Source organism: Curtobacterium caseinilyticum (assembly GCF_030363035.1).
In the GTDB taxonomy this organism is placed as follows: Bacteria; Actinomycetota; Actinomycetes; order Actinomycetales; family Microbacteriaceae; genus Curtobacterium; species Curtobacterium caseinilyticum.
Window position 1 is genome coordinate 354,308 of record NZ_JAUCMN010000002.1, and the last position, 15,062, is coordinate 369,369.

16 protein-coding genes are annotated in these 15,062 nt (G+C 73.3%); 8 read left to right on the plus strand and 8 right to left on the minus strand.

Annotated elements, in window-relative coordinates; all coding sequences use genetic code 11:
* Positions 1 to 75: 75 nt before the first annotated feature.
* Genes QUG93_RS04140 through QUG93_RS04150 form a run of 3 tightly spaced genes read right to left on the minus strand, consistent with a single transcriptional unit; the run spans position 76 to position 2,737 of the window.
* The gene (locus tag QUG93_RS04140) at positions 76 to 750 is read right to left on the minus strand and encodes a methionine ABC transporter permease (RefSeq protein ID WP_289472385.1); all 675 of its coding nucleotides are present in this window, start codon (positions 748 to 750) and stop codon (positions 76 to 78) included.
* On the minus strand, positions 747 to 1,787 hold the full coding sequence (locus QUG93_RS04145) for a methionine ABC transporter ATP-binding protein (protein WP_289472386.1): 1,041 nt from the start codon (positions 1,785 to 1,787) through the stop codon (positions 747 to 749). Before QUG93_RS04145 ends, QUG93_RS04140 begins: the two co-directional genes overlap by 4 nt.
* Positions 1,787 to 2,737 carry a MetQ/NlpA family ABC transporter substrate-binding protein gene (locus QUG93_RS04150; protein ID WP_289472387.1) on the minus strand — a complete coding sequence of 317 codons (951 nt, stop codon included), beginning with the start codon at positions 2,735 to 2,737 and terminating at the stop codon, positions 1,787 to 1,789. Before QUG93_RS04150 ends, QUG93_RS04145 begins: the two co-directional genes overlap by 1 nt.
* 173 nt (positions 2,738 to 2,910) lie before the next feature.
* On the opposite strand from QUG93_RS04150, the gene QUG93_RS04155 reads away from it, so the two are divergent.
* A complete protein-coding gene (locus tag QUG93_RS04155) occupies positions 2,911 to 3,402 on the plus strand; it encodes a 2'-5' RNA ligase family protein (protein WP_289472388.1) in 492 nt (163 codons plus the stop codon).
* Positions 3,403 to 3,526: 124 nt separating this feature from the next.
* On the opposite strand, the gene QUG93_RS04160 is transcribed toward QUG93_RS04155, so the two are convergent.
* From QUG93_RS04160 to QUG93_RS04170, 3 genes are all read right to left on the minus strand, one after another.
* On the minus strand, positions 3,527 to 4,774 hold the full coding sequence (locus QUG93_RS04160; RefSeq protein WP_289472389.1) for a D-arabinono-1,4-lactone oxidase: 1,248 nt from the start codon (positions 4,772 to 4,774) through the stop codon (positions 3,527 to 3,529).
* A gap of 70 nt (positions 4,775 to 4,844) precedes the next feature.
* The gene (locus QUG93_RS04165; RefSeq protein WP_289472390.1) at positions 4,845 to 6,329 is read right to left on the minus strand and encodes an MDR family MFS transporter; all 1,485 of its coding nucleotides are present in this window, start codon (positions 6,327 to 6,329) and stop codon (positions 4,845 to 4,847) included.
* Between the two features lie 127 nt (positions 6,330 to 6,456).
* Positions 6,457 to 6,738: an acylphosphatase gene (locus QUG93_RS04170; RefSeq protein ID WP_289472391.1), complete on the minus strand. Its 282-nt coding sequence runs from the start codon at positions 6,736 to 6,738 to the stop codon at positions 6,457 to 6,459.
* 100 nt (positions 6,739 to 6,838) lie between these two features.
* Here QUG93_RS04170 and QUG93_RS04175 point away from each other — a divergent pair, with 100 nt between their 5' ends.
* The 6 genes from QUG93_RS04175 to QUG93_RS04200 all read left to right on the plus strand — a co-directional run bounded on the left by QUG93_RS04175 (position 6,839) and on the right by QUG93_RS04200 (position 13,075).
* Positions 6,839 to 7,558 (plus strand): NUDIX hydrolase, encoded by a 720-nt coding sequence (locus QUG93_RS04175; protein WP_289472392.1) that lies wholly within the window; start codon positions 6,839 to 6,841, stop codon positions 7,556 to 7,558.
* Positions 7,543 to 8,814, plus strand: coding sequence for a quinolinate synthase NadA (gene nadA / locus QUG93_RS04180; RefSeq protein WP_289472393.1), 1,272 nt, complete (start codon positions 7,543 to 7,545; stop codon positions 8,812 to 8,814). The genes QUG93_RS04175 and nadA overlap by 16 nt, the downstream gene beginning before the upstream one ends.
* Before the next feature lie 31 nt (positions 8,815 to 8,845).
* Complete coding sequence (locus QUG93_RS04185; RefSeq protein ID WP_289472394.1) at positions 8,846 to 10,540, plus strand: L-aspartate oxidase; 1,695 nt, start codon at positions 8,846 to 8,848, stop codon at positions 10,538 to 10,540.
* Positions 10,537 to 11,457, plus strand: coding sequence for a carboxylating nicotinate-nucleotide diphosphorylase (gene nadC, locus QUG93_RS04190; RefSeq protein ID WP_289472395.1), 921 nt, complete (start codon positions 10,537 to 10,539; stop codon positions 11,455 to 11,457). Before QUG93_RS04185 ends, nadC begins: the two co-directional genes overlap by 4 nt.
* A gap of 7 nt (positions 11,458 to 11,464) precedes the next feature.
* Positions 11,465 to 12,679, plus strand: a complete 1,215-nt coding sequence (locus tag QUG93_RS04195) for a cysteine desulfurase family protein (RefSeq protein WP_289472396.1) — start codon at positions 11,465 to 11,467, stop codon at positions 12,677 to 12,679.
* A gap of 93 nt (positions 12,680 to 12,772) precedes the next feature.
* Positions 12,773 to 13,075, plus strand: a complete 303-nt coding sequence (locus QUG93_RS04200; protein WP_289472397.1) for a hypothetical protein — start codon at positions 12,773 to 12,775, stop codon at positions 13,073 to 13,075.
* 200 nt (positions 13,076 to 13,275) lie between these two features.
* Here the strand turns inward: QUG93_RS04200 and QUG93_RS04205 are convergent, their stop codons facing one another.
* On the minus strand, positions 13,276 to 13,767 hold the full coding sequence (locus QUG93_RS04205; protein WP_289472398.1) for an MSMEG_6728 family protein: 492 nt from the start codon (positions 13,765 to 13,767) through the stop codon (positions 13,276 to 13,278).
* An 86-nt stretch (positions 13,768 to 13,853) separates the two neighbouring features.
* On the opposite strand from QUG93_RS04205, the gene QUG93_RS04210 reads away from it, so the two are divergent.
* Entirely contained in the window at positions 13,854 to 14,450 is a 597-nt protein-coding gene (locus QUG93_RS04210) for an NAD(P)H-dependent oxidoreductase (protein WP_289472399.1), read from the plus strand.
* A gap of 36 nt (positions 14,451 to 14,486) precedes the next feature.
* On the opposite strand, the gene aroQ is transcribed toward QUG93_RS04210, so the two are convergent.
* Complete coding sequence (gene aroQ, locus QUG93_RS04215) at positions 14,487 to 14,972, minus strand: type II 3-dehydroquinate dehydratase (protein WP_289472400.1); 486 nt, start codon at positions 14,970 to 14,972, stop codon at positions 14,487 to 14,489.
* Positions 14,973 to 15,062 lie beyond the last annotated feature (90 nt).

The window sequence follows — 15,062 nt, forward strand, 5'->3', positions numbered from 1 at the left end:
GGCCGACGCACCCCGTGACGGACGGGAGGTGCGGTGCCAGCCGGCACCGCGCCTCCCGTCCGTCCCCCGGTCGCGTCAGCGACGCAGCGTGGCCCGCGCCAACCGGTTGCCGATGAACTGGCCGAGCTGCACGATCACCACGATCGCGGCCACCGACACGTAGACGATCCACCAGTCGTACCGCTGCGAGCCGTAGGTGATCGCGTACTCGCCGAGGCCGCCGCCACCGACCAGGGCGCCCTGGGCGGTCATGTCGACGATGCCGATGTAGATGAAGGTGTAACCGAGGATGAGCGGCCCGAGGCCCTCGGGGATGAGCACCGTCAGCAGGATCGACAGCGGGTGGGCGCCGGACGCGCGTGCCGCCTCGACCACGCCCGGGTCCACCGCGAGCAGGTTCTGCTCGACGATGCGCGACACCGCGAACGCCGCCGCCAACGAGATCGCGAAGGTCACCGCGGGCACGCCGATGGTGGTCTGCACGACGACGCGCGACAGCGGGGCGATCGCGGCGAGGAATATCACGAACGGGATCGGCCGGACGATGTTCACGACCAGGTTGATGATCGTGTACGCGGCGCGGTTGCCGAGCAGGTTGCCCGGCCGGGTGGCGTAGAGCGCCAGGCCGAGCGCGAGCCCGATGATGCCCGCGATGACGAGCGACACGAGCGACATGACGATCGTGTCGCGCACCGACGCCAGGAACACGTCGAAGGTGTCGATCACGCTCTGGAAGCTGCCGTTGTTCACGCTGCCACCTCCTCGTCGACGGTGATCCGTCCGTCGCGCAGGGCGCCGACGGCCCGGTCGACCGCGGCGGGGTCGTCGGCCGTGAGCTCGTAGGTCAGCGAGCCGATGCGGCGCTCGCGGATCTCGCCGACGCCGCCGAAGACGAGCTCCGCGGACACGCCCGCAGCGCGGAAGGCCGCGTCGATCCGGTTCTGCAGGCCGACCTCGTCGGTGATCTGCACCGTCACGAGTCGTCCGCGGTGGTGCTCGCGGAGCCGGGTGAGCTGCTCCGCCGAGGGACGGTCGTGCAGGGCGGTGCGGACGAACCGCTGCGCCGCGCCGGTCCCCGGGTGCGCGAACACGTCGTAGACGTCGCCGACCTCGACGACGCGTCCCTGCTCCATGACGGCGACCCGGTCGGCGATCTGCCGGACGGCGTCCATCTCGTGCGTGATGACGACGATGGTGACGCCGAGCTCGCGGTTCACCCGACGCAGCAGCGCGAGGACCTCGGACGTCGTGTCCGGGTCGAGGGCGCTCGTGGCCTCGTCGGCGAGCAGGAGCTCGGGGTTCGACGCGAGCGCCCGGGCGATGCCGACGCGCTGCTTCTGGCCGCCGGAGAGCTGCTCCGGGTAAGCGTGCGCGCGGTCGAGCAGGCCGACGAAGTCCAGGAGCTCGGCGACCCGGCGGTCCCGTTCCGCCTTCGCGACGCCGGCGACCTTCAGCGGGTACGCGACGTTCCCGGCGATGGTGCGCGAGCGGAACAGGTTGAACTGCTGGAAGATCATGCCGATCTTCCGACGCGCCAGACGGCGGTCCCGCTCGGGGATCGCCGTCAGGACCTGACCGCCGACGGTGACGCTGCCCGACGAGGGCAGCTCGAGCGCGTTGACGAGACGGACCAGGGTGGACTTGCCGGCGCCGGAGTACCCGATGACGCCGAGGACCTCTCCCTGGTGCACGTCCAGGGAGACGTCCTCGACGGCCACCACGGTCTCGCCGGTGTCGGCGCGGCGGTAGTGCTTCGAGACGCCGCGGAGTTCGACGAGGGCGGGCACTACTGCTTGGCCGCCTTCGCGTCCTGCTCGACCTTCGCGAGCTCCGCCTGGAGCTCCGAGGCGCTCTCGTCGCGGGCGACGGCCTCGGGCAGGTCCTTCTCGAAGGCTTCCTGCACGGCCGTGTCCTGGAAGAGCTTCGCCAGGTCGAGGTACGTCTCGTTGTGCTTGTCGGCGTCCCGCACCGCGAACACGTTGACGTACGGGGCTGCGCTGGCGCTCGACGGGTCGTCCTGGTAGATGATGTCGCTCGTCGGCAGCTTCGCGGCGGTGGCGAAGTTGTTGTTCACGACGGCGGCGGCGACGGAGCCCTGCTGCAGCGCGTTCGCGGTCTGCGACGCGTCGAGCGGCTGGACGTCGACCTTCGACGACTCGATGTCGGTGGCCGTGGAGAACGCCGATCCACCGTCCTTCAGCTCGAGGAGCCCGGCAGCCTGCAGGATGAGGAGCGCGCGCGCCTGGTTGATCGAGTCGTTCGGGATCGCGACCTTCGCGTCCGCCGGCAGTTCGCTCGTCTTGTCGTACTCCGTCGCGTAGAGCGGCAGCGGGTACACGGCGGTCGAGCCGATCGGCTGCAGGTCGTCGTTCGACGTGACGTTGTAGTCCGCCAGGTACTGGATGTGCTGGAACTGGTTGATGTCCAGCTGGCCGTCCTTGAGCGCGGGGTTCGGCAGCGAGTAGTCGGAGAAGTTCGTCAGCTCCACGGTGACGCCGAGCTCGTCCTTCGCGAGCTTCGTGTACGTGCTCCAGTAGCCGAGCGACTTGTCGGCGACGCCGATGGTCACGGTCTTGTCGGCACCACCACCGGCCGCTGCGTCGTCGGACCCGCCGGAGCGCACGGCGGCCACGACGACGGCGACGACGATCGCCACGACGACCACCGCCGCGGCGATGATCCAGCCGATCGGGCGCTTGCCCTTCGGCTTCTGGGGCAGGACGGGTGCTGCGGACATGGGTGCTCCTCGTGGGCCGTGCTGTGGGGGTCGCGGTGGTCCGCGGTGCATCCGAGTGTGACGGGCATCGGCGAGCGGGGGCCAATCCGTTCCGCCGTGTTACATCGCGCGGACTCGTCCACAGGCGCTGCCCGGGAAGCCACGGACGCAGCACCGCTTGGTTGACTCGGACCGTGCGCAGCATCGAACTCGTCCTGGACCCCGACTCCGACGCGGCCGTCCGTGCGGCCTGGGACGCCCTGACCGCCGCCGACCTGCCGAGCCTCGGTCGCTCGGGGACGAACAGTCCGCACGTCACACTGGCCGCGGGGGACGAGCTCCCCGTGCCCGAGGGCTTCGACGCGCCGGTCCCGACGTCGCTGCGGCTCGGCGGCCTCCTGCTGTTCCCCGCTGGTCCGGAACGGTCGGTGCTCGTCCGCGCGGTCGTCGTCGACCCCGCGCTGGCCGCGTTCCACGACGCGGTGCTCCGGAACGCACCGGGCGCGGTCGAGACCTCCCTGCCCGGCGCGTGGTCGCCACACGTGACCTTCGCACGCCGCGTCCGCGACGCCGACCTGCCCGCGGCGGTCGCCGCGCTCCGCTCGGTGCCGCTCCCGGACTCGCTGGCCGTCGGTGGCGTGCGTCACTGGGACGGGGAGACGAAGACCGTCACGCCCGTGGCCTGACGGCGTCGGGCGTCGGGCGTCGGGCGTCGGGCGTCGGGCGTCGGTGTCGCGGCCGCGTGGCGCGTGCCGCGTGCCGCGTGCCGCGTGCCGCGTGCCGCGTGCCGCGTCGGCCTGGAGGCCCGGGTCAGGTCCGCAGGACCCGCTCGCCGAACGCCGACGCGAACGTCCGGTCCGGGTCGGCCGCGGCGACGAGGCGGCGGAAGTCCGGCAGCCTGGGCCAGAGCGCCTCGACGGCGTCGGCGTCGAGCGAGCTCATCTTGCCCCAGTGCGGTCGGCCGTCGAAGGGGGCCAGGCGCGCCTCGAGGTCGGGGAGCAGCGCCGCGACCTCGACGGGGTGCTTGCGCCACGTAAACGCGATGCACAGGACGTCCTCGCCCTGCGTCGGGCTGAGCCAGGACGGGTCCGCCGCCATCGTCCGGAGCTCGCACACGTGCAGGTGCGGCTGGATCCGCTCCGCGAGCCCGCGCACCGCCTCGAGTGCGGCGGCCGCGTGCCGCAGGGGGACGAAGTGCTCGCTCTGCACCTCGGACCCGACGCTCGGGACGGCGTCGATGGGGAAGTGCGGAAGACGGTCCCACCAGGGGCCGACCGAGCCGTCCCGAGCGGTGTGGTGGCCGTCCGCGGGGCGTCCCGGCAGCCGTGGCGCACCGAGCAGGGCGTCGGGGACGGCGACGTCGTCCGCTCCCTCCGGGACGCGGGACTTCAGCAGCACCTCGCTCACCTCGTCCCCGAAGACCGTGTACGAGCAGACCGAGTACGCGGCCGCGTGCACCTCGGCGACGTCCGCCACGAACCGGTCCCACGGGATCGGCCCGTACGTGTCCTGCCGCATCCGGTAGGTCGGTTCGACGTCGACCTCGACGCGCGTCACGATCCCGAGCAGGCCGAGGTGCAGGACGGCACCCTCGAAGCCGTCGTCGCCGCGCGCCACGGTCCGCCGCTCGCCGTCCGGTCCGAGCACCTCGAACGCACGCACCGCCGTGCTGAGCGAACCGAGTGCGGTGCCGGAGCCGTGGGTCCCGGTGGCGATCGCGCCGCCGAGCGAGATGTGCGGGAGCGACCCGGTGTTGTGCAGGGCGACGCCCGCCGCCTCGAGGTCGGGGGCGACGACGCCGTACCGCGTCCCGGCGCCCATCGTCGCGCTGTCGGCGGCGGTGTCCACGACGAGGTCGGTCGGGATGCCCGTCAGGTCGAGCAGCACACCGGGACCGTCGGCGACGTCGTTGAACGAGTGCCGGGTGCCGAGTCCGTGCACGCGGGGCGACCGTGCGACCAGCTCGGCGGCCTCGTCGATCGTCCGCGGACGTTCGACCCGTTCGGCCGAGTACGTCACCGTGCCGGACCAGTTGAGCTCGCGCATCGTCGCCCGCATGCGGCCACGATGCCACGTCCGGGTCGTCGGGGTGCGGCGCCGTCACCGACGCGGCACCCCGCGGCCGGGGTCAGTGCATCGCGGGCGCACCGGCCGGGGCACCCTCGGGCGTCTCCAGGCGGCGCACCATCGCCGAGGTCGCGATCCCGAAGAGCGAGATCACGGCACCGACGAGGAACGCGGTCTGCACGCCGGAGGCCGTCGCCGCCGCCACACCGGACGCATCCGCACCGGCACCGGCCGAGGCCGCACCGATCGTGAGCAGCGTCACGAAGAGCGCGGTGCCGGCCGCGCCCGCGAGCTGCTGCGCCGTCCCGAGCACCGCGCTGCCGTGCGAGTAGAGCTTCGGCGGCAGACCGCCCAGCGCGGCGGTGAAGAGCGGCGTGAAGGTCAGGGCCAGGCCGATGCTCAGCACGACGTGGGCGCCGAGGACGAACCAGACGCTGGTGCCGACGCCGACGGTGGACAGCGCCCAGAGCACCGCGCTGATGATGATCGAGCCGGGCACCAGCAGGACGCGGGGGCCGCGACGGTCGTAGATCCGTCCGACGACGGGGGAGAGCAGACCCATGATCAGGCCGCCGGGCAGCAGCAGGAGGCCGACGGTCAGGACCTCGAGGCCGAGCACGCGCTCCAGGTAGATCGGCAGCAGGATGAGCGTGCCGAACATCGCCATGAAGCTGAGTCCCATCGCCACGATCGGGACGGTGAAGCCCTTCGTGCGGAAGGTGCGGAGGTCGAGCAGGGCGCTGTCGGTGCGCTGGAGGCGCGTCTGTCGGACCACGAAGACCGCCAGGGCCGCGAAGCCGACGACCAGCGCGAGGACGGGGACGAGGGGTCCGGTCGAACCGGCTTCGCCGAAGCTCGACAGGCCGAACACGATGCCGCCGAACGCGACCGCGGAGAGCACGACCGAGAGCACGTCGAGCGGTGCCCTGCGGGGCGTGGTGACGTTCCGGACCTTGAGCGCGCCGAGCACGAGCGCGGCGACGGCGATCGGCAGGACGAAGCCGAACAGCCAGCGCCAGGTGAATGCGTTGAGGATCAGGCCGGAGATCGTCGGTCCGACGGCGGGGGCGACCGAGATGACGATCGAGATGTTGCCCATGATCCGTCCGCGGTGCGCGGGCTCGACCAGGTTGAGGACCGTCGTCATGAGCAGCGGCATCATGATCGCGGTGCCGCTCGCCTGCACGATGCGGCCGACGAGGAGCACGGGGAAGCCGGGGGCTGCGAGGGCGACGGCGGTGCCGACCGAGAACAGCGCCATGGCGGTGATGAACACCTGACGGGTGCTGAAGCGCTGCAGCAGGAAGCCCGTGATCGGGATGACCACCGCCATCGTCAGCAGGAAGCCCGTGGTGAGCCACTGCCCGGTCGCGGCGGAGATGTCGAGGTCCTCCATGAGCCGCGGCAGGGCGACGCCCATGATCGTCTCGTTGAGGATGACGACGAACGCGGAGACGAGCAGCAGCCCGATCACGAGTCGGGTCTCACCGGCGGAGGGCTGCGAGACGCTCCCGGTGCGCGGGGCGGAATCGACGGCCTGGGTCATGCGGGGCTCCTGGGGAGTGACGGCGTGCGGGGAGGCGCGGACTGCGCAGACGAGGCAACAGCCTGAACGGATCCGAGTATTCCGCTTCCGTGTGTCGTCCTCGTGAACGGATCGATCCCGCGCGTGGTCAGCGCAGGATCGCGAACCCGTCGCCGTCGCCGTGCGGCACGACGTCACGCCGGGCGACCTCGGTCACGGTGGCGGTCGGCGGGCCGGTGCGCAGGAACGCCATGAGCGCCTCGACCGACTCGGACGGCCCCTCGGCCTCGACCTCGACCGTCCCGTCGAACAGGTTCCTGGCGTACCCGTCGAGCTCCAGCCCGTCTGCCTTGCGTGCGGTCCAGTACCGGAAGCCGACCCCCTGCACCGAGCCGGACACCACGGCGTGCACCCTCGTCACCGTCGTCATGCCGTCAATCTAGGCACGAGCGGTCCCTGACGCGTTACAGGACTGTTCCGGTCTCGTGAACGGTGATAGTGTCATCGCAACCCGAACACTTCGAGTCAAGATGACACAAACAGACCCCACCAGCATCCGCGTCGCGGTGTCCACCGTGATCGTCGCCCTGCGCCCGCACCCCGACACGGGGGCGCCGGCGCTGTGGATGCCCCTGGTGCGTCGCGTGACCGCCCCGTTCGAGGGCTCCTGGGCGCTGCCGGGCGGCTGGGTCGGCCCGGACGAGGGGCTCGAGGACTCCGCCGCGGCACGACTGCGCGAGACGACGAACGTGCAGCCCCGCTACCTCGAGCAGCTCTACGCGTTCGGCGACGTCGACCGGTCGCCGAGCCGGGTCGTGTCGATCGTGTACTGGGCGCTCGTGCACCCGGACGAGGCCGACTCCGTGCCCGACGACTGGAACGTCCGGTGGTTCCTGGCCGACGAGCACCCGCAGCTCGCCTTCGACCACGACCGCATCGTCGAGTACGCGCTCTGGCGCCTGCGGAACAAGGTGTCGTACTCCCGGATCGCGCAGGCCTTCCTCGGCGACCGGTTCACCCTCGCGGAACTCCGCGGCGTGTACGAGGCCGTGCTCGGGCGGACGCTCGACCCCGCGAACTTCCGCCGCCAGGTCGCCCAGGGCGACGCCGTGCTGGCCACCGACGAGACCACGAGCGGCGACCGGCACCGTCCGGCCCGGCTCTACCGCTCGAACCCCGACCTGGCGTACGCCGACAACGGCCCGCTCACGCCCCCGACCCGACAGGAACGACCGTGTCCATCGCGCTGACCATCGACCGCATCTCGAACGGGAAGGTCGCGGGGAGCACCTGCACGCCCGACCTCGCGATGCCCACCTGGGACGTCGACGCCCTGCCCGGGTACGGCCCGGGTTCGTCGATGTCCGACGTCATCCCGACCGCCGCGCCCCGCCAGGGCGTCATCCCCGACGAGTACCGCCGGGCGAGCGACGACGAGCTGCACGAGCGCATCGAACGGGCGAAGGCGACGCTGGGGGACCGTGTCGTCGTGCTCGGCCACTTCTACCAGCGCGACGAGGTCGTCCGGCACGCGGACTTCGTCGGCGACTCGTTCCAGCTCGCCAACGCGGCGCTGACCAAGCCCGACGCCGAGGCGATCGTCTTCTGCGGCGTGCACTTCATGGCGGAGACCGCCGACGTCCTCGCCCGCGACGACCAGCACGTGATCCTGCCGAACCTCGCCGCCGGGTGCTCGATGGCCGACATGGCGGACATCGACAGCGTCGAGGCGGCGTGGGCCGAGCTGACCGCGGTGTACGGCACCGAGCCCGACGCCGACGGCCGGGTCCCCGTGATCCCCGTCACGTACATGAACTCCGCTGCCGACCTCAAGGCGTTCTGCGGCCGGAACGGCGGGATCGTCTGCACGTCGTCGAACGCGGCCACCGTGCTCGAGTGGGCGTTCGAGCGCGGCCAGCGCGTCCTGTTCTTCCCCGACCAGCACCTCGGCCGGAACACCGCGAAGGCGATGGGGATCAGCACCGACCTGATGCCCATGTGGAACCCGCGGAAGCCTCTCGGTGGCAACACGGCCGCCGACCTCGAGGCGGCGCGCGTCGTGCTCTGGCACGGCTTCTGCTCGGTGCACCGGCGGTTCACCGTCGAGCAGATCGCCGAGGCGCGGCAGGCACACCCCGGCGTGCAGGTCGTCGTCCACCCGGAGTGCCCGGCTGACGTCGTCGACGCCGCCGACGCTGCCGGCAGCACCGACCTCATCCGCAGGACCGTCGCCGCCGCGACCGAGCCGACCACGTTCGCGATCGGCACCGAGGTCAACATGGTGAACCGGCTCGCCGCCGAGTACCCGCAGCACACGATCTTCTGCCTCGACCCGGTCGTCTGCCCCTGCTCGACGATGTACCGCATCCACCCCGGCTACCTCGCCTGGGTGCTCGAGGCGCTCGTCCGTGGCGAGGTCCTCAACGAGATCGTGGTCCCCGCCGCCGTGCAGACCGACGCCCGCGTCGCGCTCGAGCGCATGCTCGCCGCGAAGCCGCGGGGCTGACGGCCGCGGCCCGGACGACGAGGAGCGCACCGTGCACGTCGTCATCGTCGGGTCCGGCATCGCCGGACTCACCGCCGCGATCCGCGCGAGCGCCCGCCACGACGTCACCGTGGTGACGAAGGGCGCGATCACCGACGGCGCCACCCGGTACGCCCAGGGCGGTGTCGCGGTGGCCCTCGGCGCGGACGACTCGGCGCTGCTGCACGCCGCCGACACGCACGCCGCCGCGGCAGCGTCGGCCGACCGACGCGCCGTCGACGTCCTCTGCACGGACGGCCCGGCCCGCGTCCGCGACCTGCTGACGCTCGGGGTGCCGTTCGACCGGACGAGCGACCTCGCGAGCCTGGAGCGCCACGGCGACGACCTGGCCCGCGGGCGCGAGGCGGCGCACGGTCGCTGGCGTGTGCTCCACGCCGACGGGGACGCGACCGGTGCCGCGATCGAGGCGGCCCTCGTCGCCGCACTGCACCGGCGGCACGTCACGATCCTCGAACGCACCTGCCTGACCGACCTGGTCGTCCGCGCCGATGCCGTCGTCGGGGTCGACGTGCTCGACCTGTTCGGCGAGCCGCAGCGCATCGACGCGGACGCCGTCGTGCTCGCGTCCGGGGGAGCGGGTCACCTGTACCGCGAGACGACGAACCCGCTCGTCGCCACCGGGGACGGCACGGCGGCGGCGTGGCGCGCCGGCGCGGTCGTCGCCGACCTCGAGTTCGTGCAGTTCCACCCGACACGCCTGGCCGTGCCCGGCGGCGGTCTCGTCTCCGAGGCGGTCCGGGGCGAGGGCGCCGTGCTCCGCGACGGGAGCGGCCGACGCTTCATGACCGCGGTGCACCCGGACGCCGAGCTCGCGCCGCGGGACGTCGTCGCCCGCGGCATCGCGGCAGCGGTCCGCGCGCAGGGCGGTGCCCCCGTGCTGCTCGACGCCACCGGGCTCGGTGCCGAGCGCCTGGTCGCGCGCTTCCCGGGGCTCACGCGCGCCACGAGGGCGGCCGGCCTGGACTGGACCCGGGAGGGCGTGCCCGTCGCCCCGGCCGCGCACTACGCCATGGGCGGCGTCGTCACCGACGCCGAGGGGCGCACGAGTCTTCCCGGGCTCCTCGCCGTCGGCGAGGCCGCCTGCACCGGCGTGCACGGCGCCAACCGGCTCGCCTCGAACTCGCTGCTCGAGGGGCTGGTCTTCGGCGTGCGGGCCGCGGACGCGCTCGGCGCGCCGCGCCCCGCGCACCTGCGCCTCCGCGGCGACCCCGACCTGCCCGTCCACCGGGTGCCGGCCGAGGTCGCGACCGACGTGCGCGACGAGGCGGGGGTGACCCGTGCCTCCCGTCCGGACCCGACCCGGCCGGGAGGCGCGGCGCACCCCGTCGGCGCCGTCGACGTCCGGCGGGTGGTCCAGACCGAGATGACGGAACGGGTCGGCCTGCTGCGTGACGCGGCAGGACTGGCCGTCGCGCGGCGCGCGCTCGCGGCGCTGCGGCCGCCCGTCCCGCGGAGCGTCCGCGACCACGAGGACCGGGCGCTGCTCGACCTCGCCCGGATCACCGCCGTCGCTGCCGAGGCACGCGCCGAGTCCCGCGGCGCGCACGCCCGGACCGACCACCCCGCCACGGATCCGACCGCACCCGTGAGCACCGCCTGGGTCCGGGTGACGCGACCGGGCGACGCGACCCGACGGGGCGCAGCCGGCACCACGACCACGACCACCCCGCAGGGAGTCCTCGCATGACCACCACCAGCACGACCGAGCCCGTCGTCACGGCGACCACCGACCCCGGGACGATCCCACCGCACGCGCTGCGCCGGGTCGTCGAGGCCGCCCTCGAGGAGGACGCGCCGTGGGGCGACGTCACGAGCGAGACCCTCATCCCCGCCGAGGCCACGGCGACCGCCGTCCTCGCGGCGCGCGAGCCGGGCGTGCTGAGCGGCGGCGGCGTCTTCGCGGCCGTCGTGCACGCCGTCGACCCGGCGGTCCGGACCGAGGTGCACCTGGCGGACGGCGCGACGTTCGCCGCCGGAGCGGTCCTCGCGACCGTGCACGGGTCGGCGCGGTCGGTGCTGCGGGCCGAGCGGGTCGCGCTCAACCTGGTGCAGCGGCTGTCCGGCATCGCGACCGTGACCGCCCGCTACGTCGAGGCGGTCGCCGGTACCGGCACGCGCATTGCCGACACCCGGAAGACCACACCGGGGCTCCGCGCGCTCGAGCGGTACGCGGTGCGCTGCGGCGGCGGGCACAACCACCGGAACTCGCTCTCCGACGCCGTCCTCGCCAAGGACAACCACCTGGCGGTGCTGCTCGCCGGCGGCACGTCGATCGGGGACGCGATCACCGACGCCAGGAGCCGGCTCGGGCACACCGTGCACGTGGAGGTCGAGGTGGACCGACTCGACCAGGTCGAGCCCGTGGTCGCCGCCGGGGTCGACACGATCATGCTCGACAACTTCACCCCCGAGCAGCTCGTCGAGGGCGTGCGGCTCGTCGCAGGGCGGGCGCTCGTCGAGGCCTCCGGGGGCGTGTCCCTCGACACCGTCGGCCGGATCGCCCGCACCGGGGTCGACGTGGTCTCGGTCGGCGCGCTCACGCACTCGGCGCGCGCACTCGACCTCGGGCTCGACGTCGACGTGGCCGTCGGCACCCCGTCCTGACCGGCGCGTGTTCTACCTGGACCGTGCCGCGACCACCCCGGTGCGTCGCGAGGTGCTCGAGGCGATGTGGCCGTACCTGACCGGCGTCTTCGGCAACCCCTCGTCGACGCACGGCGTGGGGGACGCGGCGGCGAGGGGCCTCGCCGACGCCCGGGCGGCGGTGGCGTCGTTCCTCGGCTGCCGACCGGGGGAGGTCGTGTTCACCACCGGGGGCACCGAGGGAGCGAACACCGCGGTCAAGGGCATCGCGCTCGCCGCACCCCGCGGTCGGCACGTCGTCACGAGCGCGATCGAGCACGAGGCGGTGCTCGAGAGCTGCCGGTACCTCGAACGGCACCACGGCTTCAGCCTGACGGTCGTGCCGGTGGACCACGACGGGCTCGTGGCGCCCGACGTCCTGGCTGCGGCCCTGCGTCCGGACACGACCCTCGTGTCGATCGCGCACGCCGACAACGAGATCGGCACCGTGCAGGACGTGCCGGCGCTCGCCCGGGTCGCGCACGCCGTCGGGGCGCGCTTCCACACCGACGCCGTGCAGAGCGCGCCGTGGCTGCCCGTCGGCCTCGACCGGCTCGGCGTCGACGCACTCTCGTTCTCCGGCCACAAGCTCGGGGCGCCGAAGGGCACCGGTGCGCTCGCCGTGCGGGGCGGCGTCCCCCTCGAGCCGCTGCTGCACGGTGGCGGACAGGAGCGGGGGAGACGTTCGGGCACCGAGGACGTCGCCGGAGCGGTGGCGCTGGCGACCGCCGTCGGGCTCGTCGCCCGGACGCGGGATGCCGACGCCCGGCGTGCGAGCGTGACGCGGGACGCCCTGGTCGACGGCGTGCTCGCGTCCGTGCCGGGCGCGCTGCTCACGGGCTCGCGGGACCGACGGTTGCCCGGGCACGCGTCGTTCTGCTTCCCGGCGGTGTCGTCCGGCGGGGCCGGGGCTCCAGGGGCCGGGGCGTCGGGGTCCGGGGCGTCGGGGGCGGCGGTGCCGGCCGTCAACGGCGAGACCGTCCTGCTCGAGCTGGAGCAGCGCGACGTCGTGTCCTCGTCGGGGAGCGCGTGCGCCGCCGGGAGCACCGAGGCGTCGCACGTCCTGACGGCGCTCGGCCTGTCGGAGACGACCGCACGGACCGCGCTCCGGCTCACCTTCGACGCGGCGCTGAGCGACGGTGACGTCCGCGTGGTCGTCGAGGCCGTGGCCGCGTCCGTCGACGCGGTGCGCTCGCTCGGGTGAGCGCACTGCGCGAAGGTGTACTAGACGTTCTACTCCATAGTTGGGGTCGTGTCCCCCCTTCTGCGGACAGCCGGTGTCCGCCACGATGGGTGCATGGCGAACGTGATCACGACCCGGGTCCGGCAGGAGGACCACTTCCGAGCGGTCCAGCTCCTCCCGGCACCCGCGACCGTCGTCGCGCTCGCCCTCGCCGCGCAGCACGACCTCGGCAGTGCCCCCCTGGGGGTCATCGCGACCGTCGGTGCGGTCGCGACCGTCGCGAGCGCCCTGCTCCCGATGGTGCTGCCCGCGGCGGGACGCCGGACGATGCCCGCGCCACAGGAGTCGGACCGCTACCGCGAGTCGGACCAGCGCCGTGCGGCGACCCGGGACCGACGGGACACCGAACACCCCTGAGGAACCAGCCCGAGGAACCACCCGAGGACCAGCACCGCGCGGTCCCGTCCCCCTGCGGGACCCGCGGTGCGCTGACCGGACGCGGGATCCCCTGACCGTGTCCGGAGCAGGGCGCGGCACCCCCTGTCGCCGTGCCCTGCGTCGACGCCGCGCCCGTCGTGGACGCGGTGCCGCACCCTGAGCGGCGCCGCACCCCCCTGTCAGTCCACGACGGGCTGCGGTGTCGTCGACCGTGGTGCCGGCGGCTCCGGGACCCCGGGCCAGACGTAGTCCAGGTCGTCGGGCACGTCGGGGAAGAGCGGCCGGTAGTGCTCCGGCGCCTTCTGCACGAGCTTCGAGCGGTGCGAGCGGTGCACGGCGGGATCGTCGTTCCACGCCGGTACCGCGAAGTCGCCGCGCTCGTACGCTGCCAGGTCCTCCGGCACCCGGCCGAGGTCGAAGAGGGTCTTCTCCAGACAGGTGTCCGCGTGGCCGCGCTCGAGCCACACCCGGCACGTGGCGTCCTGGTAGGCCATGAGGGCCGGCCGGTAGCCGCGCCACATCGCGGTGACGGGGTGGTGCTGCCAGCCGTAGTCCGGCAGGGTCAGGGCCCGCATGACCTGGAGGGTCTCGACGCGCTGCTTGCCCAGCCGCTTGTCGTCGAGCACCTCGGCGGAGGCGCGGAAGTCGGCGTACGGCAGGAACGTCTGCATCACCCGGACGCTACCCGCGACCGCTGGCACGTGACACAAGTCGTCACACCCGGGCGCGGTCCCGAGCACCGTGTGAGCATCGGGGCATGGACGGAGCACTCGTCGTCGGCGTCAGCGGCAGCCCATCGGACCCCTCTCGCACCTCGACCCTCGTCGCCGCGACGGTGGCCCGGCTGGCCGAGGACCTCCCGGACGCCCGGACCGCGACCGTCGAGATCGGTCCGCTGCTGGCCGACCTCGGCGCCGCCGGATCGCGCGAGGCCATGTCCGCCGAGACCCGGTACGCCCTCGAGACCGTCGAGGCCGCGGACGTCCTGGTCGTCGGGAGCCCCGCGTTCCGTGCTGCGTACTCGGGCGCCTTCAAGCTGTTCTTCGACTGGGTCGGTCAGTACGACCTCGTCGACACCCCGGTCCTGCTGACGGCCACGGGCGGGAGCGACCGACACGCCCTGCTCGTCGAGCACCAGATGCGCCCGCTGTTCGGGTTCTTCCAGTCGACGACGCTGCCGCTCGGGGTGTTCGGCAACGAGCGTGACTTCACGAAGCGCGACGGCGGGTACGACATCGCGAACGTCGACCTCGAGCTCCGCATCGACCAGGCCGTGCGCCGGGCGCTGCCGATCGTCCGCGGTGGCTTCGCCGCCGTCGGGGCGGCCGACGTCCGGCGTCCCGCCGACTTCTGACGCACCCCGGCCCTGTCGGACGGCCGTCGTCGTGCCTCAGTCTGCTTGCGTGTCGGTGGTCAGCAGCGACGCGACGTGCGCGACCGCCAGCCGGTAGCCGTCGGCGCCCGCGCCGGCGATCACCGCCGTCGCGGCCGTCGCGACGTGGTCGACGTGCCGGAACGGCTCGCGCTTCCACGTGTTCGACAGGTGCACCTCGACGACGGGGACGCTGAGTGCCTCGACCGCGTCGTGCAGCGCGATCGAGGTGTGCGCGTAGGCGGCGGGGTTGATGACGACGGCCGCGAAGTCGTCGAGCGCCTCGTGCAGCCACTCGACCAGTTCGCCCTCGCGGTTGGTCTGGCGGAAGTCCGCCTCGAGGTCGTGCACCGCCGCCTCCGTGTGCACGATCGCCTCGATCTCGGCGAGCGTCACGGTGCCGTACTGCGCCGGGTCGCGACGCCCGAGGACGTCGAGGTTCGGCCCGTTCAGGACGAGGATCCGCCGCGGGCGTGTCGTGGTGTCGGTGGCCGGCTCGCTCATGGGGGAGAGCCTACCGAGCGGGGTCGACACGTCGGTGATGCATGCCCTGGCTATGTGAACGGTCACATCGCGGTGTAACGTTCCCGTCCG